The organism is Anoxybacillus gonensis (assembly GCF_001187595.1).
Classification (GTDB): domain Bacteria; phylum Bacillota; class Bacilli; order Bacillales; family Anoxybacillaceae; genus Anoxybacillus; species Anoxybacillus gonensis.
The window spans coordinates 969310-993297 of record NZ_CP012152.1; the positions used below are offsets into that span (position 1 = coordinate 969310).

Consider the following 23988-nt stretch of genomic DNA (forward strand, 5'->3'; position numbering starts at 1 on the left):
GAAGGGGCAACGATCATGAACGAGAAAGTCATTTTGTTTACGGCAGGGCTTGCCTTTATCATTACCGTTGTGTTATCGCCCATTTTCATTCCGTTTTTAAGGCGATTAAAATTTGGGCAAAGCATTCGTGAAGAAGGACCAAAATCACATCAAAAAAAATCAGGGACGCCAACGATGGGCGGACTAATGATTTTACTATCGCTTTCGATCACGACATTTGTCATGAGCGATCTATTTTTTGAACGAACAGCGCAAACGTACTTATTGTTGTTTGTGACGATAGGATACGGATTGCTCGGCTTTGTTGACGATTTCATTAAAGTCGTTATGAAGCGCAACCTTGGCTTAACGAGCAAACAAAAACTAGCCGGACAATTATTCATTGCGCTCGTCTTTTACTTTTTCTTTCAACACTATAGCATCTCAACGGTCGTTTCGATCCCAGGTACAAACGTTTCGATCGATTTAGGCGCTGCGTATATTTTGCTTATTATTTTTATGCTCGTTGGCGGTTCGAACGCCGTCAATTTCACAGACGGCTTAGACGGCTTGCTTGCGGGAACAGCAGCGATCGCGTTTGGTGCATATGCTGTATTGGCGTGGAACCAAGGGCAGTACGATATCGCCATTTTTAGCGTTGCTGTCGTCGGTGCGGTGCTTGGATTTCTCGTATTTAACGCGCATCCTGCAAAAGTGTTTATGGGCGATACCGGCTCACTTGCGCTTGGCGGAGCCATTGTTACCGTTGCGATTTTAACGAAGCTTGAAATATTGTTAGTCATTATCGGCGGTGTATTTGTTATCGAAACGTTATCTGTTATTATTCAAGTTATTTCGTTTAAAACGACAGGAAAACGCGTCTTTCGTATGAGCCCGCTTCACCATCATTACGAATTAATCGGCTGGTCTGAATGGCGCGTCGTTGTGACGTTTTGGGCGGTTGGCTTACTGTTTGCCATCTTAGGAATTTATATTGAGGTGTGGGTATAATGTATAACGGAAAAAAAGTGTTCGTATTAGGTTTAGCAAAAAGCGGATGGGCAGCGGCAAAACGGCTTCGTGAGCTCGGTGCCGATGTCGTCGTCAATGATCGAAATGAACCGAGTGAACAACAAAAACGGGAGCTAGAAGCGCTTGGCATTCGTCTCGTATGCGGGGGACATCCGCTTGAACTGCTTGATGAGCCGTTTGATTTCGTTGTAAAAAATCCAGGTATTCCGTACACGAACGAGCTTGTACAAAAAGCGATTGACAAACATATCCCGATCATTACGGAAGTGGAAATTGCGTACGAAACGTCAGAAGCGCCGATTATCGGCATTACAGGTTCAAACGGAAAAACGACGACGACGACGCTCATTTTTCATATGTTGCAAGAAGCGAAACGGCGTCCTTTGATCGCCGGAAATATCGGAACGGTCGCATGCGAAGTCGCGAAACAGGCGACAAAAGATGATGTGATCGTCATGGAATTATCTTCGTTTCAACTGCTTGGGACAATTCGTTTTCGTCCGCACATCGCGGTGTTGTTAAACATTTTCGATGCGCATTTAGACTACCATGGAACGAAAGAAGCGTATGCGGAAGCGAAAGGAAACATCTTTAAAAATCAAACAGAAACCGACTACGCCATCGTCAATGCCGATGATCCCATCGTTATGCAATTGGCGGAGAAAAGCCGCGCGCAAAAAGTGCCGTTTTCCGCTAAAACGCCATTATCATACGGGGCGACAGTGAAAGAAGGAGCCATTTATTTTCACGACGAGCGCATCATCGATATCGCAGATGTGGCGTTGCGAGGAGCGCATAACATAGAAAATATATTAGCAGCTGTTGCGGCAGCAAAACTAGCAGGTGCAGACAACGACTCGATTCGCCGCGTATTGACGACGTTTACAGGCGTACCACATCGATTGCAATTCGTCGCTGAAATCAACGGGCGAAAATTTTATAACGACTCGAAAGCGACAAACATATTAGCGACACAAAAAGCGTTAAGCGCTTTTCATGAACCGGTCATTTTACTGGCGGGCGGCTTAGATCGCGGCAATGAATTTGATGAGCTATTGCCGTACTTAAACCATGTAAAAGCGGTCATTACGTTCGGACAGACGGCACCGAAAATTGAACGCGTTGCGCGCGAAGCAGGAATACAGCAAGTGAAACGTGTCGATAATGTGGAACAAGCAGCTTTTGCCGCATATGAATGGTCGTCACCGGGCGATGTCGTTTTACTCTCGCCAGCTTGTGCAAGTTGGGATCAATATAAAACTTTCGAACAGCGTGGGGACATGTTTGTACATGCGGTGCATAAGCTTAAATAAGACGAATTTTAAGTAAATTGAGGTGTTCCGCATTGCATGGAAAAAAGTCTGCACCTGATTTTTTGTTAATGATCATCACATTTTCGTTGTTGGCGATCGGGCTCATTATGGTGTATAGCGCAAGCGCCATTTGGGCGGACTACAAGTTTCACGATTCGTTTTTCTTTGCCAAGCGCCAGCTGTTGTTTGCAGGGGTTGGCATTGTAGCGATGTTTTTTTTCATGAACATCGACTATTGGACGTGGCGCACGTGGGCGAAAGTGTTGCTTATCGTTTGTTTCATTCTTCTCGTCCTCGTCTTAATTCCAGGCATCGGCATGGTGCGCAACGGTTCGCGAAGTTGGATCGGCGTCGGCGCGTTTTCCATTCAGCCATCTGAATTTATGAAAATGGCGATGATCGCGTTTTTAGCGAAATATTTATCTGAAAATCAAAAAAAAATCGCGTCGTTTAAACAAGGGTTACTCCCATCATTGACGCTCGTCTTTCTCGCTTTTGGCATGATTATGTTGCAGCCCGATTTAGGAACGGGAACGGTCATGGTCGGCACGTGTGTCGTCATGATTTTTGTCGCTGGCGCGCGCATGAGTCATTTTCTCGTTCTCGGTTTGCTTGGATTGGCAGGGTTTGCTGGTCTCGTGTTATCTGCTCCGTATCGCATCAAGCGCATTACGTCGTTTTTAAACCCGTGGGAAGATCCGTTAGGAAGTGGCTTCCAAATCATTCAATCGCTTTATGCGATCGGGCCGGGCGGGCTATTTGGACTCGGGCTAGGGCAAAGCCGACAAAAGTTTTTTTACTTACCTGAGCCCCAAACGGACTTTATTTTTGCTATTTTGGCGGAAGAACTCGGATTTATCGGCGGTTCGCTCGTTTTGCTTTTGTTTAGTTTATTGCTTTGGCGCGGCATTCGTATCGCTTTAGGGGCACCGGACTTGTACGGCAGTTTTTTAGCTGTCGGCATTATTGCGATGGTTGCGATTCAAGTGATGATTAATATCGGAGTGGTGACCGGATTAATGCCGGTGACAGGCATTACGTTGCCGTTTTTAAGCTATGGCGGATCGTCTTTGACGCTCATGCTTATGGCGATTGGCGTCTTGTTAAACATTAGTCGTTACGCGCGGTATTAAAGGCTGACTTCATGGAAGTCAGCTTCTTCTGTTACTTTCGATGAGGGGGAAAAACAATGAAAATTGTAGTTAGTGGTGGCGGAACAGGCGGACATATTTATCCTGCTCTTTCATTCATTCATGAAGTAAAAAAACAACATCCAAACGTTGATGTATTATATATCGGAACGGAAAAAGGATTAGAAAGTACGATCGTTCCAAGAGAAAACATTCCGTTTTATGCGATTGACATTAGCGGATTCAAGCGTAGCTTATCTTTTGAAAACGTCAAAACAATCGCTCGCTTTATCAAAAGTGTACGCACGTGTCAAACACTGTTAAAACAATATAAGCCAGATGTTGTGCTCGGAACGGGCGGATACGTGTGCGGACCTGTCGTGTATGCGGCAGCTAAACTAGGTATCCCAACAATCATTCATGAACAAAATAGCATTCCGGGACTGACGAACAAATTTTTAAGCCGTTATGTTCATAAAGTTGCCATTTGCTTTGAAGAAACAAAACAATATTTTCCGCATGAAAAAGTCGTGTTAACAGGAAACCCACGCGCTTCAGAAGTCGTAGGAAAAGATGGGCGAGAGGCGAAACGATCGCTCGGATTAGATGAGAAAAAAAAGACGGTGCTTATTGTTGGAGGCAGCCGTGGCGCGCGCCCGATAAACGAAGCATTTTTACAAGTGCTACAACAAGTCGAACAAAAACCGTACCAATTTTTATATGTTACAGGTGACGTTCATTATGATAAAGTAATAAAAGCGGTGAACGATGTCGGCAATCCTTCAAACGTCATCATTCGTCCGTTTATTCATAATATGCCAGAAGTATTGGCCGGAGTCGATGTCATCGTCGCGCGCGCGGGCGCAACGACGCTAGCAGAAATTACGGCGCTCGGCATCCCGAGCATTTTAATTCCAAGCCCATATGTGACAAATAATCATCAAGAAAAAAATGCACGGGCGCTTGAAAAGAAAGGGGTAGCGATCGTCCGTTTAGAAAGTGAATTGACAGGTGTACACTTACTGGAAGATATCGATCGCATTTTGCTAGACGAACAAACGTTGGCAAAGATGAAAGAAGCAGCATTTCAATTAGGCATTCGCGATGCGGCAGAACGTTTATATCGCGTCGTGGTGGAGATGATTTCATAAGTTGCATACGATATAGGAAAGAGGTAGAGGAGGTAGAACATTGGAAAAACTACGTGAAGAGCTGCTTGAAGCAAACGTTGGAACGGTGAAAGAGAACGAACGAATGGCAAATCATACGACAATGAAAATCGGCGGACCAGCTGACTTGTTTGTTGAGCCGAAAAATATAGATGGTTTAAAAAAGACGATGGAAATCGTGAAAAAATATCATGTCCGTTGGCGTGCGATCGGCCGCGGTTCAAATTTGCTCGTATTAGACGAAGGGATCGAAGGCGTCGTTATTAAACTTGGCGAAGGGTTGGACGACTTACAAATCAATGGGACAGAGGTAACCGTTGGCGGTGGCTATTCGCTTATTAAACTAGCGACGGTTATTAGTAAACAAGGATTGTCTGGACTTGAGTTTGCTGGAGGCATTCCGGGATCGGTTGGCGGAGCGGTATATATGAATGCTGGCGCTCACGGTTCCGATATGTCGCGCATCGTCAAAAAAGCACAAATTTTATTTGAAGACGGGACGATCGAATGGTTAACGAATGAAGAAATGGAATTTTCGTATCGCACATCTGTGTTACAAACAAAGCGTAAAGGCATTTGCGTGGCAGCAACACTCGAAATGAAAAAAGGAAACCGCGACGAAATTGTCGCAGCGATGCAAAAAAATAAAGATTATCGCCGCGAAACACAACCGTGGAACTATCCGTGCGCCGGCAGTATTTTCCGCAATCCGCTCCCTCAATACGCCGGACAGTTAATTGAGAAAGCAGGATTAAAAGGCTATACGATCGGTGGAGCGAAAATTTCGGAACAACATGCGAATTTTATTGTGAATGCAGGCGGAGCGACAGCAAAAGATGTGCTCGCGCTCATCGATTACGTGAAAAAAACCATTTACGATTTATATGGTGTTTCGTTGCAAACAGAAGTTGAAATTGTTGGGCGGAAGTAATTCATTTTCCCCATCCTAATTTTTTCTATATTATGCTATAATAAAGTTTGAGACAATGAACTAACGGTCGCTAACGTGCACCGTTAGTTTTCTTGTTATTTTGATTTGGTCCATCGACCGAGGTGGAGTGAATGGAAAAAGGAAAAGTTGTTGTTCTTGAAGAACGTGTACCAAAGTTAAAAGAGCAGCGAAGACAGCGCGCAAACCGCTTGCTCATTGTATATATCTCTATCTTTTTTATGCTTTTGTTAGCCGTCATTTATGCCCAGTCTCCGCTTAGCAACGTTGCCGTCATTCACGTCGAAGGGAATCGGCATATCGCTTCTCAAGATGTCATTCAATTAAGCGGTGTGACGAAAAAAACAAGCTTTTGGAAAGTAAAAAAAGACGACGTCGAACAGCGGATTCAACAACATCCAGAAGTGAAAGAAGTAAGCGTGAAAAAACGCATTCCGAATCGCATTGACATCGTGATCGTCGAACGAAAGCGCATCGCTTACATTTTAGACAAGCATTCGTTTCTGCCGATTTTAGAGAATGGAAAAGTGTTAACGGATGCGAAGCGAGCGATTCCGAGCGATGCCCCCATCTTAATTGGATGGAAAGAAGGAGAGGCTATTCAAGATATGGCTACCCAATTGGCACATACGCCAAGTTCGATTTTAAACCTCATTTCAGAAATTCATTACACCCCGAGCCCGTCTGATCGAAGACATATTACCGTCTATATGAATGATGGCATAGAAGTCAGTGCGACGATTGATCGTTTTGCGGAAAAAATCGTCCATTATCCTTCGATCGTCAGCCAGTTGCAACCGGGGATGAAGGGTGTTCTTCATTTAGAGATGAGCACATATTTCAAGCCATACGAAACGGATGAAGGGGATGAAAAAGATGAAAATGAACGGTAGCCACGTCGTTTTATCGTTCGTTTGTTTAGTTTTAGGCTTTATGCTCGTCCTCTCCTACCAAATGACAAAAAAAGAAGCGGTCAATCGCCAATTAGAGCGCCAATGGAATAAAGAGTACGAATATCGCCAGCAGTTAATCGAGCAACAAGAACAAAACCGTAAACTGCAAGCAGAACTATTTGACAAACAACAACGCGTGCGCGAAATTGAAAAAGAGCTAGCAAACGAAGAACAAGTGTATTTTAACCTCGTCGAAGATGCGGAACGGTTGCGCATGTATCTCGGAAAAGTAAAGGTAAAAGGAAAAGGAGTAGAAGTGACGTTATCCGACGCTTCGTACATCCCTTCTGAAGCGAATGCGACAAACTATATTGTTCATGAGCAACACGTATTTCAGGTTGTAAACGAACTATGGATTGCTGGGGCATCGGCGGTGGCAATTAACGGTCAGCGACTATCGAATCGTTCGTACATCGTTTGTAACGGTCCGGTCATTGAAATTGATGGGACACAGCATCCAGCTCCGTTTGTCATTCAAGCGATCGGCGATCCGAACGTGCTCATTCCAGCGTTAACGATTGCCGGTGGCGTCAAAGACCAATTGACGAGCGATCATATTGTTGTAGATATTGTCGAAAAGTCAGAAGTGACGATGGAACCGATTATGCAAAAATAAAAGGAGGAGCGATGTTGGCGCGAAAAACGATATGGCATTTTACGTTTGTTTCGCTTATTATCGGCTTTATGTTAGCTGTCCAATTTCAAACGAGCCAAGAGCCTGATGTGCGCGATACGCGTGACATATGGGAAATACGACGAGATTTACAAAAAGAACAAGAGTTACATAAGCAACTGTTAAATGAAATTCGAAAATATGAAGAGACGTTAGAAAAATACGAACAGCAACGTTCAGAAAATAAAGGGGCTATTCTTCGCCAAACGGTAGAGGAGTTGAAAAAAGAAGCGGGACTGACAGAAGTTGTCGGCGAAGGGGTCGTGCTTTATATTGAGCAAATGTACGATGAATCATATGTTGGTCCCGTTAGCGATACGATATCCGCAGATTTACTCCGTCGGCTCATGAACCAGTTAAATATGTACGGGGCTCAACATATATCGATTGCCGATCAACGCATCGTTAACACAACGGTCATTCGCGACATTAATGGTGTGACGAAAGTTGATTCGTATCCGCTTCGTTCCTTTCCAATTGAAATAAAAGTGATTGCCCCCGATGCTGAAAAAATGTACAACCGACTAAAAGCATCAACCATTGCTGATGATTTTGCGCTTGAAAATTTGCTCCTTACCGTTTCAGAGCCACAACAACGGGTCGTCATCTCTCCATACGATGGTGCGGTGCGTGTGAAACAAATGGAAGCGGTCGAAGACGCTAGGAGGTGAAAAGAATGTGGCTTCCATTGCTCGGTTTACTGCTAGGCATACTGCTCGGATTTTTGACGGATTGGCGCATTCCGAGCGAATATTCGAGCTATTTGTCGATCGCTGTGCTGGCGGCGTTTGATACGCTCATTGGCGGCATTCGTGCCCATTTACAAAATATTTACGATGAGCACGTATTTGTATCTGGATTTTTTTTTAATATTATTTTAGCAACAAGTTTAGCTTTTCTCGGTGTGCATCTTGGTGTAGACTTGTATTTAGCAGCTGTATTTGCGTTCGGTGTGCGCCTGTTTCAAAACATCGCTGTCATCCGCCGAATTTTGCTGACGAAATGGTTAGAAAACCGCCAAAAAAATCGTTTATAAAAAAGGGAATGCTGTTCGAATGTGGAATATAGTGTTGATATACATAGCAACGTTCATTTTGTAAAGGAGGTGCCACCAGAATGAACAGCAACGATTTTTATGTTAGTCTTGACATCGGTACATCTAGTGTAAAAGTGATCATTGGCGAAATGATCAATGATCAGCTAAACATTATCGGTGTCGGCAATGTGAAATCGCAAGGGCTGAAAAAAGGCTCTATTATTGATATAGATGAAACAGTACAATCAATTAAACGAGCGGTTGAACAAGCAGAACGGATGGTCGGCGTAACGATCAAAGGCGCGATTGTCGGAGTGAATGGCAATCATATTCAACTTCAGCCGTGTAACGGGATTGTTGCTGTATCAAGCGAAAATAAAGAAATTACAAATGAAGATGTGACGCGCGTCATTGAAGCGGCACAAGTCGTTTCCATTCCCCCGGAGCGCGAAATTATCGATGTCATTCCGAAACAATTTATCGTCGATGGGCTTGACGGAATTAACGATCCGCGCGGCATGCTAGGTGTTCGTTTAGAAATGGAAGGCACGATGATTACCGCATCAAAAACCGCTTTACATAACGTGCTTCGTTGCGTAGAACGGGCGGGATTACAAGTGCTTGACGTATGTCTTCAACCGCTAGCGGCAGCTTCGATTGCGCTATCGAAAGATGAGAAAAATTTAGGTGTTGCGCTCGTTGACATCGGTGGCGGTTCGACGACGGTTGCTGTCTTTCAACAAGGATTTTTACAAGCAACGACCGTGCTTCCGGTCGGTGGCGAACATATTACAAAAGACTTATCGATCGGCATGCGCACGTCGACAGAAGATGCAGAACGCATTAAACTAAAACATGGACATGCGTTTTACGATCTCGCTTCTGATGAAGAAGTATTCAGTGTTCCGATCATTGGCACCGATCAACATCAACAATTTACCCAGCTAGAAATTGCCGATATAATTGAGGCACGGGTAGAAGAAATTTTACAAATGGTACAAGCAGAAATTCGAAGACGCGGATTTCGCGACTTGCCTGGCGGATATGTGCTGACTGGCGGCACAGCAAATATGCCTGGCGTATTAGAACTGGCGGAAGCGATATTTAACCATACCGTTCGCGTGGCGATGCCAGATTATATTGGCGTGCGCGATCCGCAATATACAAACGGTGTCGGTTTAATTCAATTCGCTTATAAAAATGCGAAGTTGCAAGGAAGAGACGTTCCTGTTCTTTCTTCCGGAGCGGCAAACGATTTCCAAGCGGAAAAAAAGGTGCATAAAGCACCAGCGAAACCGAAACAAAAAGAAGAACATTTAGGACATAAAGTAAAGAAATTTTTCGGGTACTTTTTTGAATGACAATTTGAATGGCTAGGAGGATTATGTCATGTTGGAGTTTGACACGACTGTTGATCAGTTAGCGACAATTAAAGTAATCGGTGTCGGCGGCGGCGGAAACAACGCTGTCAACCGCATGATTGAACATGGGGTACAAGGTGTTGAATTTATCGCGGTCAATACAGATGCCCAAGCATTAAACTTATCAAAAGCGCCAATTAAGCTACAAATTGGAGCGAAATTGACGCGCGGATTAGGTGCGGGGGCAAATCCAGAAGTAGGAAAAAAAGCGGCAGAAGAAAGCAAAGAACAAATTGAAGAAGCGCTCAAAGGTGCGGATATGGTATTCGTCACAGCCGGCATGGGTGGAGGAACAGGAACAGGGGCGGCGCCAGTCATCGCTCAAATTGCGCGCGATTTAGGTGCGCTTACTGTTGGCGTCGTGACGCGGCCGTTTACGTTTGAAGGAAGAAAGCGTGCGATGCAAGCGGCAAGCGGTATAGCAGCGATGAAAGAAGCGGTCGATACGCTCATCGTCATTCCGAACGATCGTTTATTAGAAATTGTTGACAAAAATACGCCGATGTTAGAAGCGTTCCGTGAAGCAGACAACGTGCTTCGTCAAGGCGTACAAGGCATCTCCGACTTAATTGCTGTGCCAGGATTAATTAACTTAGACTTCGCTGATGTGAAAACGATTATGTCAAATAAAGGTTCCGCTCTTATGGGAATCGGCGTAGCGACAGGGGAAAATCGTGCGGCAGAAGCTGCGAAAAAGGCGATTTCAAGCCCGCTATTAGAAACGTCGATCGACGGTGCGCAAGGGGTGTTAATGAACATTACAGGCGGCACGAATTTAAGCTTGTACGAAGTGCAAGAAGCAGCCGACATCGTCGCATCCGCTGCGGACCAAGATGTAAATATGATTTTCGGTTCCGTCATTAACGAAAACTTAAAAGACGAAATTATCGTTACTGTCATTGCGACAGGATTTAACGAAGAAGTTAACCAAGCCAAAGCAACGCGACAAGCAGTTGTCAAACCAACTGTTGGCGTCAAGCGCGAGAAAAAAGAAGAACCAGTCGACTACCCGCCAACACGCGGTCAACAAGTAGAAGATCCGCTTGACATTCCAGCCTTTTTGCGCAACCGCAATCGTCGCCGTTAAAAAAAACGCTCACGACTCGTGGGCGTTTTTTTTTATGTCTGCTTTTCTTATTCATCATTTGACAAAATCTCTAAAGAAATGACGTCATCGTTTGACACACTTTTCTATTGGAAGTGCTATATACTAGTTTCAAGATGTTTCAAGATAAGGAGGGGATGCTGCTGATTTATGCCGATGTCGTATGGTTATTAAATTTTTGTTTCGATGCGATGTTGCTATGGCTTGCAGCGATCATGCTAAAGCGTCGCGTGCGCTTATGGCGCCTTATGCTTTCTGCGTTATTCGGCTCGTTGCTCGTCTTGCTCGTATTCACTCCTTTTGCTTATATGACATCTCATTTCGTAACGAAACTCGGCATCTCTTTTGTCATCGTTTGGATTTGTTTCGGTTTCCATCGCTTTCGTTTTTTTATCGAAAATGTGCTTGCTTTTTATTTTGCAACGTTTATGCTTGGCGGAGGGATGGTCGCCTTTCACTTTTTGCTGCAAAGTGAAATGACGCCTTATTCATCCGGATGGCTCACACATTCGACTTCTATTAGTTGGTTGTTTGTTATCATCATGTTTCCGATTTTATGGTTACTATCAAAAGTGCAAATGGGAACGATTCGCGAAAAAAAGTTGCGGTTTGAACATGTCATTCCTGTCCGTGTGACATGTTTTGGACAAACGGTATCGTTGCAAGGATTAGTCGATAGCGGAAATCAATTGCGTGACCCGTTAACAAATACACCGGTGATGATCGTTGAATTGCAATCGTTCGCACACATCTTCCCTCCAGCTGTTTTACAAATGATTCAAAAACGGACGTACACAGATGACATCCCGAGCGAATGGGTGAGCCGGATACGTTTCGTCCCGTATCGTGCCGTTGGCGTCGAGCAACAGCTACTAGTAGCGATCAAGCCAGACGAAGTGCAATGGTCGGACGGAAAACAATGGACATCTGTCAAAAAAGTGCTCATTGGCTTTTATCCGTCATCGCTGTCAGTAGACGGTGAGTACAACTGCATCGTTCATCCGCATATTGTGATGTCGCAAGCTTCGTAATTATTATGATTATACGGCCGATCGTGCTGAAATAGAAGGAGGTTTTTTATGAAGTTATTCAAATTACGTTTCACATATGTATGGTACAAACTATTAAAAAAATTAGGGCTTAAAGCGGACGAAATTTATTACATCGGTGGAAGTGAAGCGTTGCCGCCGCCGCTTACAAAAGAGGAAGAAGAAATATTGCTTCAAAAACTTCCTTCTGGAGATGAAACTGCGCGCTCGCTACTTATTGAACGAAACCTTCGTCTCGTCGTTTACATTGCACGAAAGTTTGAAAATACCGGCATTAACATTGAAGATTTAATTAGCATCGGTACGATCGGATTAATTAAAGCAGTCAATACGTTTAATCCGGAGAAAAAAATTAAACTCGCTACATATGCGTCGCGCTGCATTGAAAATGAAATTTTAATGTATTTACGGCGCAACAATAAAGTGCGCTCCGAAGTGTCATTTGACGAACCGTTAAACATTGACTGGGACGGCAACGAATTGTTGTTGTCGGACGTATTGGGGACAGAAGATGACGTCATTACGAAAGATTTAGAAGCGAATATTGACCGAAATTTACTATTTCGCGCACTCGATCAATTAAGCGACAGAGAAAAACAAATTATGGAACTTCGCTTCGGTTTAACCGGAGGAGAAGAAAAAACGCAAAAAGATGTCGCAGACTTACTAGGCATTTCCCAATCATACATTTCTCGTTTAGAAAAGCGAATTATTAAACGATTGCGAAAAGAGTTTAACAAAATGATGTAATGCATATTTTTCCCTTCGAAGGAGATACTGAAAGCTGACAGCATCTCCTGCAAGGAGGGAAAGACATGACAAGAAACAAAGTTGAAATTTGCGGCGTTGATACATCGAAACTTCCCGTGCTGAAAAACGAAGAAATGCGTGAATTATTTCGGCAAATGCAAGCCGGTGACATATCGGCACGCGAAAAGCTCATTAATGGGAATTTACGGCTTGTATTAAGCGTCATTCAACGATTTAACAATCGTGGTGAATATGTCGACGATTTGTTTCAAGTAGGCTGTATCGGACTTATGAAATCAATTGATAACTTTGATTTAAGCCAAAACGTGAAATTTTCCACGTATGCCGTGCCGATGATTATCGGTGAAATTCGCCGATATTTACGTGACAATAATCCGATTCGCGTGTCCCGCTCGCTGCGCGACATTGCGTATAAAGCGCTTCAAGTGCGAGAAAAAATCATGAGCGAAACAGCAAAAGAACCGACGGCAGAAGAAATTGCGAAAATATTAGACGTGCCGCATGAGGACATTGTATTTGCGTTAGATGCGATTCAAGATCCTGTTTCGCTTTTTGAACCGATTTATAACGACGGTGGCGATCCGATTTATGTGATGGATCAGCTAAGCGATGAGAAAAATCGCGATACAAATTGGATTGAAGAAATTGCGTTGAAAGAAGGGCTTCGCCGTTTAAACGAGCGCGAAAAAATGATTATTCGCAAACGATTTTTCCAAGGAAAAACGCAAATGGAAGTGGCTGAAGAAATCGGCATTTCCCAAGCGCAAGTATCCCGTTTAGAAAAAGCCGCCATTAAACAAATGAATAAAAACATTCAATGGTAAACGACGCCTCCACCAAAAACGGTGGGGGCTTTTTATGTCGTGACTACAACAACTCGCTCATGCATACATATAAGTACATAAAATGAAAAAGGAGCGGAGAAACATGGTGAAAATTTCTGAATTACAACAAAAAGATGTCGTCAATGTCGCAAACGGCAAGCGGCTCGGAAATATTGGAGACATCGATATTAACTTAACGACCGGTCAAATTGAAGCAATCATTATTATCGGTACGGGAAAAGTGCTCGGTTTATTTGGACGGGCGGATGAAATCATCATTCCGTGGCGCGATATTGTGAAAGTGGGCGCTGATGTGATTCTCGTTCGATTAGATGGCGAGGAATAATTCACGTTTTCGGCAAGCTGTGATAAAATAGGAAAAAAAGTGATAAAATTGTACAAAGGATGTCGAATCATGAATGATATATTTCGCCAAGCGAGCGAATCATTGCTTTTATTTGATCAATGGGAACATGTCGTCGTCGCCTTTACAACAAAGCGAGGGGGAGTGAGCACCGGACCGTTTGCGACGTTAAACGTCGGCATGCACGTGCAAGATGATCAAACTGTTGTGTATCACAATCGAAAAAAAGTAGCCGACGAACTGAACGTTTCGCTCGATCGTTGGGTATGTGCCGACCAAGTGCATGGCGTGCATATAGAAAAAGTGACGAACGAGCATGCGGGAAAAGGTGTGCGCACGTACGACACCGCTTTGCCGCATACAGACGGGCTGTATACGAACGAGCAAGGAATCATGTTGGCGCTTTGTTTTGCGGATTGTGTTCCGCTTTACTTTTTTGCGCCAAATAAAAAATGGATTGGGGTAGCACACGCCGGTTGGAAAGGAACCGTTCACAACATTGCAGGCGAAATGGTTAAGCGATGGAACGAAGAAGGGGTAGATGCGCGCGATATTCACGTTGTCATCGGCCCATCGATCGGCCGTTGTTGTTACGTCGTCGATGATCGCGTCATTGAATTCGTCCAAAAGGCGCTAGTCAACTCGCCTCAATCTCTTTATAATGAAACAAGTAAGGGACAATATGCGCTCGATTTAAAAGAAATGAATAAACAACTACTGCAACAAGCAGGTGTTCCGAGCGAGCATATCGCTGTTTCATCGTATTGCACGAGCTGTGAGCCGTCATTATTTTTCTCTCACCGTCGCGATGACGGAAAAACAGGAAGAATGATGGCGCTTATTGGCTGGAGGTGATCATATGACTGTTACACAACGTTTACAAACGATTCAACAACATATTGCTGAAGCGTGTGAAAAAACAGGACGAAACGCATCAGATGTTCAAATTGTGGCAGTAACCAAATACGTAAGCATCGCACGGGCAAAAGAGGCGCTCGAAGCGGGCATCGTTCATTTAGGCGAAAGCCGGGCCGACGGTTTTTTACACAAATACGAAGCGATCGGAAAAGAAGCAACGTGGCATTTCATCGGCACATTGCAATCGAGAAAAGTGAAACAAATCATTGATGACGTCGATTACATTCATTCGCTTGACCGTCTGTCGTTAGCGGAAGAAATCGACAAGCGAGCCAATCGGACGATCAAATGTTTCGTGCAAGTGAATGTTTCAGGCGAGCAATCGAAACACGGGTTAGCGCCGGAAGATGTATTGCCGTTTATTGAAACATTATCTGCTTTTTCACGTATTCAAGTTGTCGGGTTGATGACGATGGCGCCGTATACGGATGATGAAGCGACGATTCGTCGTTGTTTTCGGACGCTACGTGAGCTAAAAGAACGCGTGCAAGAAAAACAACTACCGCACGCCCCTTGTACACAATTGTCAATGGGAATGTCAAACGATTATGTGATTGCGGTAGAAGAAGGAGCAACGTTTCTTCGACTCGGTACATGTCTTGTTGGTGAAGAGGAGGTGGAGTAAAATGGGATTTGTGAAAAAAATTCGCGATTTTTTTGATTTAGATGAAGAAAAATGGGAAGAAGATGAGTATGAGCAAGAAGAAGTCGCCCAACAACCGAAAGTAGAACAAAAGCAAAACGTCGTCAGTTTGCAAAGTGTGCAAAAATCGTCCAAGCTCGTTTTATTTGAACCGCGCGCTTATGCCGAAGTACAAGAAATTGCTGACCATTTAAAAAATCGACGTGCCGTTGTTGTCAACGTTCATCGTGTCGATCGTGACCAAGCGCGGCGCATCGTTGACTTTTTAAGCGGAACGGTGTATGCGATTGGCGGAGACATTCAACAAGTGGGATCTACGATTTTTTTATGCACGCCAGATAATGTCGATGTCAGTGGATCCATTTCTATTGTTTCTGACGATGAACCGACGATAAAGAGGTGGTAAATTTGTATACAATTGCAAACTTTTTAGCAACAGTCATTGAAGTATATTCGTATGCGATTATTATTTACATTTTAATGTCTTGGTTTCCGAATGCGCGCGAAACGAAAGTGGGACAGTTTTTCGCCAACATTTGTGAGCCGTATTTAGAGCCGTTTCGCCGCTTTATTCCGCCGATTGGCATGATCGACATTTCTCCGATCGTCGCCTTGCTCGTTTTACGCTTTGCGACGGCAGGAGTTTATGGATTAGTAGATATGGTCAGTCGAGGGTTGTAATGGACATTTATCAACATTTTCGAAAGGAAGAGCATCATTTTATTGATCTCGTTTGCGAATGGAAGCGGCTCGTGACGGAACAATATGCTCCGAAACTCACAGATTTTTTAACTCCGCGTGAACAACAAATTGTCCGCTCGATTGTCGGCAATCACGATGAGGTGCACGTTGCTTTTTTTGGCGGTTCATCGTCTGTAGAGCGAAAGCGTGCACTACTATACCCGCCGTACTTGCAACCGAATGAAGATGATTTTCAATTATCGTTGTTTTCCGTTCGCTATCCGAAAAAGTTTGTGACGCTTGGGCATCGCGATGTGCTTGGTGCCTTGTTGTCGCTCGGTGTAAAGCGCGAGAAGTTTGGCGACATCGTCATCGTTGAAGATGTCATTCAGTTTGTCGTCGCCAAAGAAATTGCGCCGTTTGTAAAAATGAACGTGACTTCGATTGGAAAAGCAAAAGTGTTACTAGAAGAACAACCGCTTTCCAAACTTCTTGATGTGAAAGAAGAATGGGAGGAAGAGACGTTAACCGTTTCTTCTTTGCGGCTTGACGCCATTTTAGCGCAATGTTTCCGCATATCGCGCCAAAAAGCGCAAGCACTTATTGAACAAAGCTTAGCGAAAGTCAATTGGAAAACGGTTGACCAAGCGCATATGGAGTGCCGAGAAGGCGACTTATTGTCGCTGCGCGGGTACGGCCGTTGCCGACTACAAGCGATTGCTGGGCAAACAAAAAAAGAAAAATGGCGCATCGTTGTCGAAAAAGCAAAATAAAAGCAGGATTTTCGCGAGACATGTCGAATGAACACATACGTACATAAGATGGAGGTGGGCCACATGCCGTTAACGCCGTTAGACATTCATAATAAAGAATTTAGCCGAGGCTTTCGCGGATATGATGAAGATGAAGTAAACGAGTTTTTAGATCAAGTCATTAAAGACTATGAAATGATTTTGCGTGAAAAAAAACAGCTTGAAGAAAAAGTAAGGGAGCTGACAGAAAGGCTCAATTATTTTACAAATATTGAAGAAACGTTAAATAAATCGATTTTAATCGCGCAAGAAACAGCGGAAGAAGTGAAGCGAAACGCTCAAAAAGAAGCGAAGCTCATCATTAAAGAAGCGGAGAAAAACGCGGATCGCATCATTAGCGAAGCGCTTGCAAAAACGCGGAAAATTGCGATGGAAGTCGAAGAATTAAAGCGTCAAGCGAAAGTGTTCCGCAATCGGTTTAAAATGTTAATTGAAGCACAGCTTGATATGTTAAACAACGGTGACTGGGACCATTTATTAGATTACAAGCTCGATGATGAAGCGGTACAAGAAATAGCAGAGTCTTGACGAGCGGCGTTGTTATTGCCTATAATATCGATTACAGTTATATAAGAAAAACGATGAAGGGGACAGTAGTTCTTTCAACAGCTTATTTCAGCGAGTCGAGGGCGGTGGAAGCTCGGCATAAGCGAAGGAATGAAAATCACCCCAGAGTTCCGTGCTGAACAAATAGTAGGCCACGGCGCGTCATTCCCGTTACGAATGTCGAGTGGACTATGGGAACATAGTCAATAAGGGTGGTACCGCGAGACCTTCTCGTCCCTTTTGGGCATGAGAAGGTTTTTTTATTTTCATACATAAAGGAGGTTAAACATCATGGATTACAAAGATACGTTACTGATGCCAAAAACTGATTTCCCGATGCGTGGCAATCTTCCGCAGCGCGAGCCGGAAATACAAGCGAAATGGGAAGAGATGGACATTTACCGCAAAGTGCAAGAGCGCACGAAAGATCGTCCGCTGTTTGTGCTACATGACGGACCGCCGTATGCGAACGGTGACATTCATATGGGCCATGCGCTCAATAAAATTTTAAAAGATTTCATCGTTCGTTATAAATCGATGAGCGGCTACTGTGCGCCGTACGTGCCAGGGTGGGATACGCACGGGCTGCCAATCGAAACGGCGCTTACGAAAAATAAAGGCGTCAATCGCAAAGAAATGAGCGTTGCTGAATTTCGAAAATTATGTGAGCAATATGCATATGAGCAAATTGACCGCCAGCGCGAGCAATTTAAACGACTTGGCGTGCGCGGCGACTGGGACAACCCTTACATTACATTAACGCCAGAATACGAGGCACAACAAATTAAAGTGTTTGGTGAAATGGCGAAAAAAGGGTTAATTTACAAAGGATTAAAACCGGTATATTGGTCTCCATCAAGCGAATCCGCGCTTGCTGAAGCAGAAATTGAGTATAAAGATAAACGTTCGCCGTCTATTTACGTTGCTTTTCCTGTCAAAGACGGAAAAGGGGTGCTAAATGGTGATGAACATATCGTCATTTGGACGACGACGCCATGGACGATTCCTGCGAACTTAGGCATTGCTGTTCATCCAGAGCTACAATATAGCGTCGTTGAAGCAGACGGTCGTAAATATGTTGTCGCATCCGAGTTGCTTTCATCGGTGCAAAAAGAAATTGGTTGGGAACATGTGACGGTATTAAAAACAGTCAAAGGAAGCGAGCTTGAGTACGTCGTGGCGAAACATCCGTTTTACGACCGCGATTCGCTCGTTATTTGTGGTGAACACGTCACAACGGACGCTGGAACAGGTTGCGTGCATACGGCCCCAGGACACGGGGAAGACGACTTTATTGTCGGCCAAAAATACGGCTTAGGTGTGCTTTGTCCAGTTGACGAGCGCGGCTATATGACAGAAGAAGCGCCAGGGTTTGCCGGCATGTTTTACGATGATGCGAACAAAGCGATTACGGAAAAACTACAAGAAGTCGGCGCCCTGTTAAAACTATCGTTTATTACCCACTCATATCCGCACGATTGGCGGACGAAGCAACCAACGATTTTCCGAGCGACTGCGCAATGGTTTGCATCCATCGATAAAATTCGCGAGCAACTGTTGCAAGCGGTTGAAGAAACGAAATGGGTGCCAGCATGGGGTGAAATTCGCATTCACAACATGATTCGCGATCGCGGTGACTGGTGCATTTCCCGCCAACGCGCATGGGGTGTGCCGATCCCTGTCTTTTATGCGGAAAATGGCGAGCCAATTATTACAGACGAAACGATTGAACATGTATCGAACTTATTCCGCCAATACGGTTCTAACGTTTGGTTTGAACGTGAAGCAAAAGATTTACTTCCAGAAGGGTTTACGCATCCAGGTAGCCCGAACGGACGCTTTACGAAAGAAACGGACATTATGGACGTATGGTTTGACTCCGGTTCTTCTCATCAAGCGGTATTGGAAGAACGCGCGGATTTACAACGTCCAGCCGACCTTTACTTAGAAGGTTCCGACCAATATCGCGGTTGGTTTAACTCATCGCTTTCTACAGCGGTTGCCGTGACGGGAAAAGCGCCGTATAAAGGCGTTTTAAGCCACGGATTCGTATTAGATGGCGAAGGACGGAAAATGAGCAAATCGCTCGGCAACGTCGTCGTGCCGGCAAAAGTGATGGAACAGCTCGGTGCGGACATTTTGCGCCTTTGGGTTGCTTCTGTCGATTATCAAGCAGACGTGCGCATTTCTGATAACATTTTAAAACAAGTCGCCGAAGTGTATCGAAAAATTCGCAATACGTTCCGCTTTATGCTCGGTAACTTATTCGATTTCAATCCGGCAGAACGCGTGGCGATCAATGAATTGCGCGAAGTCGATCGCTATATGCTCATTAAACTGAATCGTTTAATTGAAAAAGTAAAACAAGCGTATGAAACGTATGAGTTTGCGACCATTTACCATGAAGTGAACAACTTCTGTACCGTTGATTTAAGCGCGTTTTACTTCGACTTCTCGAAAGACGTATTGTACATTGAAGCGGCAAATAGCCATGAGCGTCGCTCCATTCAAACGGTGTTGTACGAAACGCTTGTTGCGTTAACGAAACTTGTTGCGCCAATTTTACCGCATACAGCAGATGAAGTATGGTCATACATTCCGCACGTAAAAGAAGAAAGTGTGCAACTTGTCGATATGCCAGAAGCGGTGCGTATGGATGATGAAGATCGCATCGTTAAAAAATGGGATGCATTTATGGAGTTGCGCGACGAAGTGTTAAAAGCGTTAGAAGTGGCGCGCAATGAAAAACTAATCGGTAAGTCGCTCACTGCGCACGTCATTTTATATCCGACAGACGAAACGAAAGCGCTCATCGATTCGATTGAAGAAGATATGAAACAACTATTAATCGTTTCAGCATTTTCGATCGGTGGAACGTTTGCGGACGCACCAAGCGAGGCGCAAACATTTACAAAAACAGCGATCGTCGTCAAACAAGCAGAAGGAAAAACGTGTGCGCGTTGCTGGGTTGTGACACCAACGGTCGGCGAAGATGCCAACCACCCAGAGCTATGTCCACGTTGTGCGGCAATTGTCAAGCAATAACCGACATCCCCCCTCTCTTTTAAGGGGGGATTGTTTATGATAAAATGAAAAAGAATTTCGCTTTGGAGGGGTATGATGTTATATTATTTGCTTGCTTTTGTCGTCATTATCATCGATCAATGGACGAAATGGCTCGTCGTTCGCTATATGGAATTAGGTGAAAGCATTCGTGTCATCGAAAACGTGTTGTACATTACGTCTCATCGCAATCGCGGAGCGGCATGGGGCATGTTGCAAGGGCAATTTTGGTTATTTTATCTCATTACGATTGTCGTCGTCATTGGGATTATCGTATATATTCAGCGCTTGAAGCCGACAGAGCGGTTATTTGGGATCTCTCTAGGGCTTATGCTTGGCGGGGCGATCGGCAACTTTATTGATCGCGTGTTTCGAAAAGAAGTCGTCGATTTTGTACATACGTATATTTTCGATTACAGCTTTCCGATTTTTAACGTCGCCGATGCCGCATTAACGGTTGGTGTGACGCTTTTGTTTATCCAAACATGGATGGAAGAAAAAAAACGAAAGGGAATGAGCGATGGAGCAAATTCAACTAACGATTGAAGAACAACATGATGGGGAACGCATTGATAAAATTATCGCTGGCTTAAATGAACAATGGTCGCGTTCCCAAGTGCAACAATGGCTAAAAGAAGGACACGTGCTCGTCAACGGGAAAGCGGTAAAGCCGAACTACAAATGCCACGTCGATGATGAAGTCGTCATTTCCATTCCAAACCCTGAGCCGTTAGATGTCGAGCCTGAGTCGATTCCGCTCGACATTTATTACGAAGATGCTGATGTATTAGTCGTCAACAAGCCGCGTGGCATGGTCGTTCATCCAGCGCCAGGTCATATGCGCGGAACGCTCGTCAATGCGTTACTTGCTCATTGTCAAGATCTTTCAGGAATTAACGGCGTATTGCGTCCGGGCATCGTTCATCGCATCGATAAAGATACGTCCGGCTTATTAATGGTTGCTAAAAACGATCTCGCCCACGAATCGCTCGTCAATCAGCTTGTTAATAAAACAGTGACGCGGAAATATCATGCGATCGTTCATGGCGTCATTCCGCACGATTACGGGACGATTGATGCGCCAATCGGACGCGACCCGCGCGACCGACAAAGCATGGCGGTTGTTGAAAACGGGAAAGAAGCGGTGACGCATTTTCGCGTCCTTGAACGGTTTGAACATTATACGTACGTCGAATGTCAGCTCGAAACAGGGCGAACGCATCAAATTCGCGTTCATATGAAATATATCGGCTACCCGCTTGCCGGAGATCCGAAATACGGTCCGCGCAAAACGTTGCCGATTGACGGACAAGCGCTTCATGCGGGCGTATTAGGATTCCATCACCCGCGGACAGGCGAATATTTGCAGTTTGAAGCCCCGCTTCCTCATGAATTTGAACGATTGCTCGATATGTTGCGAAATAATCGTTGACAAAACAAAAAAAGAAACGTAAAATGAGTTCAAGTGAACAAGACCTTTAAATTCAGTCCCGTGAGGCTGAGAAGGTGTCGGATTTAGGTGACGTATGCCTACATGTACCCTCTCGCCAAACGGTGAGAGGGTTTTTTGTATGGAGGTGAGACGATGCAAAAGGCAGTTGTCCTTGATGAACAAGCGATTCGACGCGCGTTAACGCGCATTGCTCACGAAATTATTGAGCGCAATAAAGGCATTGATGGCTGCGTGCTCGTCGGCATTAAAACGCGCGGCATTTACTTAGCGAAACGATTAGCCGAACGCATTGAACAAATTGAAGGAACGTCCATTCCGGTCGGTGAGTTAGATATTACGTTATACCGTGACGATTTAACGGTAAAAACAGAAGACCGTGAACCGCTTGTGAAAGGAACGGACGTCCCGTTTTCCGTTACAAATCAAAAAGTCATTTTAGTCGATGATGTGTTATTTACAGGACGAACGGTGCGCGCAGCGATGGATGCCGTCATGGATCTCGGTCGCCCGGCGCAAATTCAACTAGCCGTTCTCGTTGACCGCGGTCATCGCGAACTACCGATTCGCGCCGATTTCGTCGGCAAAAACATTCCGACATCTAGCGCAGAAATGATCGTCGTCGAATTAAAAGAAGTGGATGACATCGATCAAGTGAGCATACATGAATAAAGCACCCTTTTTAAAGGCAGTCCAGCGAGGCTGACAAAGGGGATTCGTTTCCTATACCCTCTTTGTGCCTTCGTACGGACAAAGAGGGTTTTTTATTAAATGTAGAAAGGGAGAGAGAAAATGAACAAACCGGTTTTAGATGTGAAAGATGTCCCTTCTTTTGGACAGCTCATGACACTTAGTTTACAACATTTATTTGCGATGTTTGGTGCCACGATTTTAGTGCCATACTTAGTCGGATTAAGTCCAGCGATGGCGCTCATTTCAAGCGGACTTGGCACAATCGCCTTTTTAATCGTTACAAAATGGCAAGTGCCTGCTTACCTCGGTTCATCGTTTGCGTTCATTACGCCAATTATTGCAGCAAAAGCAACAGGCGGACCAGGAGCAGCGATGATCGGTAGCTTTTTAGCAGGGCTTGTATACGGCATCGTCGCTTTAGCGATTAAAAAAGCAGGTTATCGTTGGATTATGAATTTACTTCCGCCGATCGTCGTCGGTCCGGTCATTATCGTCATCGGATTAGGATTAGCAAACGTCGCTGTCAGCATGGCGATGAACGGTCCAGATGGAAAATATAGTTTAACGCACTTTTCTGTTGCTGTTGTCACGCTTGCCGCAACAATTATGTTTTCGATTTTATCAAGAGGAATGTTTAGCCTCGTGCCTGTACTCATGGGAATTATCGTCGGTTACGTATACGCGTTAGCCATTGGTGTGGTAGATTTATCCGGGGTTGCGAAAGCAAAATGGATTGAAATGCCAGATTTCTTATTGCCGTTCGTTCATTACGATGTGCGCGTGACGCTCGATATTGTGCTATTAATGGTCCCTGTCGCCATCGTCACGTTATCTGAACATATCGGTCATCAGCTAGTGTTAAGTAAAGTTGTCGGCCGCGACTACATTAAAGAGCCGGGGTTACACCGCTCGATTCTCGGTGACGGATTAGCGACGATGATTTCAGCTCTCATCGGTGGTCCACCAAAGACGACATACGGAGAAAACATCGGTGTATTAGCGATTACGCGCGTATATAGCGTATATGTGTTAGCTGGTGCAGCTGTGCTCGCCATCGCCTTCGGATTTTTAGGAAAAGTGACGGCGCTCATTAGTTCGATTCCGACACCAGTCATGGGTGGCGTATCGATCTTACTGTTCGGCATTATCGCCTCTTCTGGTTTACGCATGCTTGTCGACAGCAACATCGACTTTGGCGACAAGCGAAACTTAGTGATCTCATCCGTCATTCTCGTCATTGGAATTGGCGATGCGGTCGTGAAAGTATCGGAACAATTTGAAGTGCACGGCATGGCGCTTGCCGCTATAACAGGCATTATCTTAAATCTCATCTTGCCGGGTCGTCCGAAAGTGAATGATAGCGTATTTGAACAAACACACGATGTTGCATAACACACCTTTTAAAAGAAGTCCA

General features: G+C 44.6%; 26 protein-coding genes and 1 other annotated feature. All 26 genes read left to right on the forward strand.

Features of this window, described 5'->3' with window-relative positions:
* The first annotated feature begins 15 nt into the window (after window positions 1-15).
* Window positions 16-990, forward strand: coding sequence for a phospho-N-acetylmuramoyl-pentapeptide-transferase (gene mraY, locus AFK25_RS05190; RefSeq protein WP_035065977.1), 975 nt, complete (start codon window positions 16-18; stop codon window positions 988-990).
* On the forward strand, window positions 990-2324 hold the full coding sequence (murD, locus tag AFK25_RS05195; RefSeq protein WP_009373527.1) for a UDP-N-acetylmuramoyl-L-alanine--D-glutamate ligase: 1335 nt from the start codon (window positions 990-992) through the stop codon (window positions 2322-2324). The genes mraY and murD overlap by 1 nt, the downstream gene beginning before the upstream one ends.
* Window positions 2325-2356: 32 nt before the next feature.
* Window positions 2357-3457, forward strand: coding sequence for a stage V sporulation protein E (gene spoVE / locus AFK25_RS05200; RefSeq protein WP_009373528.1), 1101 nt, complete (start codon window positions 2357-2359; stop codon window positions 3455-3457).
* A 56-nt stretch (window positions 3458-3513) separates the two neighbouring features.
* Window positions 3514-4605 (forward strand): undecaprenyldiphospho-muramoylpentapeptide beta-N-acetylglucosaminyltransferase, encoded by a 1092-nt coding sequence (gene murG / locus AFK25_RS05205; RefSeq protein WP_035065974.1) that lies wholly within the window; start codon window positions 3514-3516, stop codon window positions 4603-4605.
* Between the two features lie 40 nt (window positions 4606-4645).
* Window positions 4646-5554 carry a UDP-N-acetylmuramate dehydrogenase gene (gene murB, locus AFK25_RS05210; protein WP_009373530.1) on the forward strand — a complete coding sequence of 303 codons (909 nt, stop codon included), beginning with the start codon at window positions 4646-4648 and terminating at the stop codon, window positions 5552-5554.
* 131 nt (window positions 5555-5685) lie between these two features.
* The gene (locus tag AFK25_RS05215) at window positions 5686-6465 is read left to right on the forward strand and encodes a cell division protein FtsQ/DivIB (protein ID WP_009373532.1); all 780 of its coding nucleotides are present in this window, start codon (window positions 5686-5688) and stop codon (window positions 6463-6465) included.
* On the forward strand, window positions 6449-7141 hold the full coding sequence (locus AFK25_RS05220; RefSeq protein WP_033383606.1) for a DUF881 domain-containing protein: 693 nt from the start codon (window positions 6449-6451) through the stop codon (window positions 7139-7141). The genes AFK25_RS05215 and AFK25_RS05220 overlap by 17 nt, the downstream gene beginning before the upstream one ends.
* An 11-nt stretch (window positions 7142-7152) precedes the next feature.
* Window positions 7153-7869 carry a DUF881 domain-containing protein gene (locus AFK25_RS05225; protein WP_019418348.1) on the forward strand — a complete coding sequence of 239 codons (717 nt, stop codon included), beginning with the start codon at window positions 7153-7155 and terminating at the stop codon, window positions 7867-7869.
* A 5-nt stretch (window positions 7870-7874) separates the two neighbouring features.
* On the forward strand, window positions 7875-8234 hold the full coding sequence (locus AFK25_RS05230) for a small basic family protein (RefSeq protein WP_019418349.1): 360 nt from the start codon (window positions 7875-7877) through the stop codon (window positions 8232-8234).
* Between the two features lie 80 nt (window positions 8235-8314).
* On the forward strand, window positions 8315-9595 hold the full coding sequence (gene ftsA, locus AFK25_RS05235; RefSeq protein ID WP_035065970.1) for a cell division protein FtsA: 1281 nt from the start codon (window positions 8315-8317) through the stop codon (window positions 9593-9595).
* 28 nt (window positions 9596-9623) lie between these two features.
* Window positions 9624-10742, forward strand: coding sequence for a cell division protein FtsZ (gene ftsZ / locus AFK25_RS05240; RefSeq protein ID WP_009373543.1), 1119 nt, complete (start codon window positions 9624-9626; stop codon window positions 10740-10742).
* A 155-nt stretch (window positions 10743-10897) separates the two neighbouring features.
* Entirely contained in the window at window positions 10898-11791 is an 894-nt protein-coding gene (gene spoIIGA / locus AFK25_RS05245; RefSeq protein ID WP_035065967.1) for a sigma-E processing peptidase SpoIIGA, read from the forward strand.
* A 48-nt stretch (window positions 11792-11839) separates the two neighbouring features.
* On the forward strand, window positions 11840-12559 hold the full coding sequence (gene sigE / locus AFK25_RS05250) for an RNA polymerase sporulation sigma factor SigE (RefSeq protein ID WP_035065964.1): 720 nt from the start codon (window positions 11840-11842) through the stop codon (window positions 12557-12559).
* 65 nt (window positions 12560-12624) lie between these two features.
* Window positions 12625-13404: an RNA polymerase sporulation sigma factor SigG gene (sigG, locus tag AFK25_RS05255; RefSeq protein ID WP_009373546.1), complete on the forward strand. Its 780-nt coding sequence runs from the start codon at window positions 12625-12627 to the stop codon at window positions 13402-13404.
* Window positions 13405-13507: 103 nt separating this feature from the next.
* Complete coding sequence (locus tag AFK25_RS05260; RefSeq protein WP_009373547.1) at window positions 13508-13750, forward strand: YlmC/YmxH family sporulation protein; 243 nt, start codon at window positions 13508-13510, stop codon at window positions 13748-13750.
* 69 nt (window positions 13751-13819) lie between these two features.
* Window positions 13820-14623 carry a peptidoglycan editing factor PgeF gene (gene pgeF, locus AFK25_RS05265; protein ID WP_035065961.1) on the forward strand — a complete coding sequence of 268 codons (804 nt, stop codon included), beginning with the start codon at window positions 13820-13822 and terminating at the stop codon, window positions 14621-14623.
* 4 nt (window positions 14624-14627) lie between these two features.
* Window positions 14628-15311 (forward strand): YggS family pyridoxal phosphate-dependent enzyme, encoded by a 684-nt coding sequence (locus AFK25_RS05270; protein ID WP_009373549.1) that lies wholly within the window; start codon window positions 14628-14630, stop codon window positions 15309-15311.
* A 1-nt stretch (window position 15312) separates the two neighbouring features.
* A complete protein-coding gene (locus tag AFK25_RS05275; protein WP_009373550.1) occupies window positions 15313-15735 on the forward strand; it encodes a cell division protein SepF in 423 nt (140 codons plus the stop codon).
* 2 nt (window positions 15736-15737) lie between these two features.
* Window positions 15738-16010, forward strand: a complete 273-nt coding sequence (locus AFK25_RS05280) for a YggT family protein (RefSeq protein ID WP_026011805.1) — start codon at window positions 15738-15740, stop codon at window positions 16008-16010.
* Window positions 16010-16783 (forward strand): YlmH family RNA-binding protein, encoded by a 774-nt coding sequence (locus tag AFK25_RS05285; RefSeq protein ID WP_009373552.1) that lies wholly within the window; start codon window positions 16010-16012, stop codon window positions 16781-16783. Before AFK25_RS05280 ends, AFK25_RS05285 begins: the two co-directional genes overlap by 1 nt.
* A gap of 63 nt (window positions 16784-16846) precedes the next feature.
* Window positions 16847-17350 (forward strand): DivIVA domain-containing protein, encoded by a 504-nt coding sequence (locus AFK25_RS05290; RefSeq protein ID WP_035065946.1) that lies wholly within the window; start codon window positions 16847-16849, stop codon window positions 17348-17350.
* A 44-nt stretch (window positions 17351-17394) separates the two neighbouring features.
* Window positions 17395-17610: a binding site (T-box leader), on the forward strand.
* A 49-nt stretch (window positions 17611-17659) separates the two neighbouring features.
* Window positions 17660-20413, forward strand: coding sequence for an isoleucine--tRNA ligase (gene ileS, locus AFK25_RS05295; protein ID WP_009373554.1), 2754 nt, complete (start codon window positions 17660-17662; stop codon window positions 20411-20413).
* A gap of 75 nt (window positions 20414-20488) precedes the next feature.
* Window positions 20489-20977: a signal peptidase II gene (gene lspA / locus AFK25_RS05300; protein ID WP_009373555.1), complete on the forward strand. Its 489-nt coding sequence runs from the start codon at window positions 20489-20491 to the stop codon at window positions 20975-20977.
* Window positions 20952-21863, forward strand: a complete 912-nt coding sequence (locus AFK25_RS05305; protein WP_019418359.1) for an RluA family pseudouridine synthase — start codon at window positions 20952-20954, stop codon at window positions 21861-21863. Before lspA ends, AFK25_RS05305 begins: the two co-directional genes overlap by 26 nt.
* A gap of 153 nt (window positions 21864-22016) precedes the next feature.
* Window positions 22017-22553, forward strand: coding sequence for a bifunctional pyr operon transcriptional regulator/uracil phosphoribosyltransferase PyrR (gene pyrR / locus AFK25_RS05310; protein ID WP_021094892.1), 537 nt, complete (start codon window positions 22017-22019; stop codon window positions 22551-22553).
* A 120-nt stretch (window positions 22554-22673) separates the two neighbouring features.
* A complete protein-coding gene (locus tag AFK25_RS05315; protein WP_009373558.1) occupies window positions 22674-23966 on the forward strand; it encodes a solute carrier family 23 protein in 1293 nt (430 codons plus the stop codon).
* Window positions 23967-23988: the final 22 nt, after the last annotated feature.

Bases quoted from the DNA above. Each gene is read 5' to 3' on its own strand.
- ileS (WP_009373554.1), top strand. From the start codon at position 17,660: ATGGATTACAAAGATACGTTACTGATGCCAAAAACTGATTTCCCGATG.
- mraY (WP_035065977.1), top strand. From the start codon at position 16: ATGAACGAGAAAGTCATTTTGTTTACGGCAGGGCTTGCCTTTATCATT.
- murD (WP_009373527.1), top strand. From the start codon at position 990: ATGTATAACGGAAAAAAAGTGTTCGTATTAGGTTTAGCAAAAAGCGGA.
- AFK25_RS05275 (WP_009373550.1), top strand. From the start codon at position 15,313: ATGGGATTTGTGAAAAAAATTCGCGATTTTTTTGATTTAGATGAAGAA.
- AFK25_RS05290 (WP_035065946.1), top strand. From the start codon at position 16,847: ATGCCGTTAACGCCGTTAGACATTCATAATAAAGAATTTAGCCGAGGC.
- ftsZ (WP_009373543.1), top strand. From the start codon at position 9,624: ATGTTGGAGTTTGACACGACTGTTGATCAGTTAGCGACAATTAAAGTA.
- spoIIGA (WP_035065967.1), top strand. From the start codon at position 10,898: ATGCTGCTGATTTATGCCGATGTCGTATGGTTATTAAATTTTTGTTTC.
- lspA (WP_009373555.1), top strand. From the start codon at position 20,489: ATGTTATATTATTTGCTTGCTTTTGTCGTCATTATCATCGATCAATGG.
- AFK25_RS05260 (WP_009373547.1), top strand. From the start codon at position 13,508: ATGGTGAAAATTTCTGAATTACAACAAAAAGATGTCGTCAATGTCGCA.
- AFK25_RS05215 (WP_009373532.1), top strand. From the start codon at position 5,686: ATGGAAAAAGGAAAAGTTGTTGTTCTTGAAGAACGTGTACCAAAGTTA.
- sigE (WP_035065964.1), top strand. From the start codon at position 11,840: ATGAAGTTATTCAAATTACGTTTCACATATGTATGGTACAAACTATTA.
- AFK25_RS05285 (WP_009373552.1), top strand. From the start codon at position 16,010: ATGGACATTTATCAACATTTTCGAAAGGAAGAGCATCATTTTATTGAT.
- pgeF (WP_035065961.1), top strand. From the start codon at position 13,820: ATGAATGATATATTTCGCCAAGCGAGCGAATCATTGCTTTTATTTGAT.
- pyrR (WP_021094892.1), top strand. From the start codon at position 22,017: ATGCAAAAGGCAGTTGTCCTTGATGAACAAGCGATTCGACGCGCGTTA.
- sigG (WP_009373546.1), top strand. From the start codon at position 12,625: ATGACAAGAAACAAAGTTGAAATTTGCGGCGTTGATACATCGAAACTT.
- ftsA (WP_035065970.1), top strand. From the start codon at position 8,315: ATGAACAGCAACGATTTTTATGTTAGTCTTGACATCGGTACATCTAGT.
- AFK25_RS05315 (WP_009373558.1), top strand. From the start codon at position 22,674: ATGAACAAACCGGTTTTAGATGTGAAAGATGTCCCTTCTTTTGGACAG.
- AFK25_RS05270 (WP_009373549.1), top strand. From the start codon at position 14,628: ATGACTGTTACACAACGTTTACAAACGATTCAACAACATATTGCTGAA.
- AFK25_RS05220 (WP_033383606.1), top strand. From the start codon at position 6,449: ATGAAAATGAACGGTAGCCACGTCGTTTTATCGTTCGTTTGTTTAGTT.
- AFK25_RS05305 (WP_019418359.1), top strand. From the start codon at position 20,952: ATGGAGCAAATTCAACTAACGATTGAAGAACAACATGATGGGGAACGC.
- AFK25_RS05230 (WP_019418349.1), top strand. From the start codon at position 7,875: ATGTGGCTTCCATTGCTCGGTTTACTGCTAGGCATACTGCTCGGATTT.
- AFK25_RS05225 (WP_019418348.1), top strand. From the start codon at position 7,153: ATGTTGGCGCGAAAAACGATATGGCATTTTACGTTTGTTTCGCTTATT.
- murG (WP_035065974.1), top strand. From the start codon at position 3,514: ATGAAAATTGTAGTTAGTGGTGGCGGAACAGGCGGACATATTTATCCT.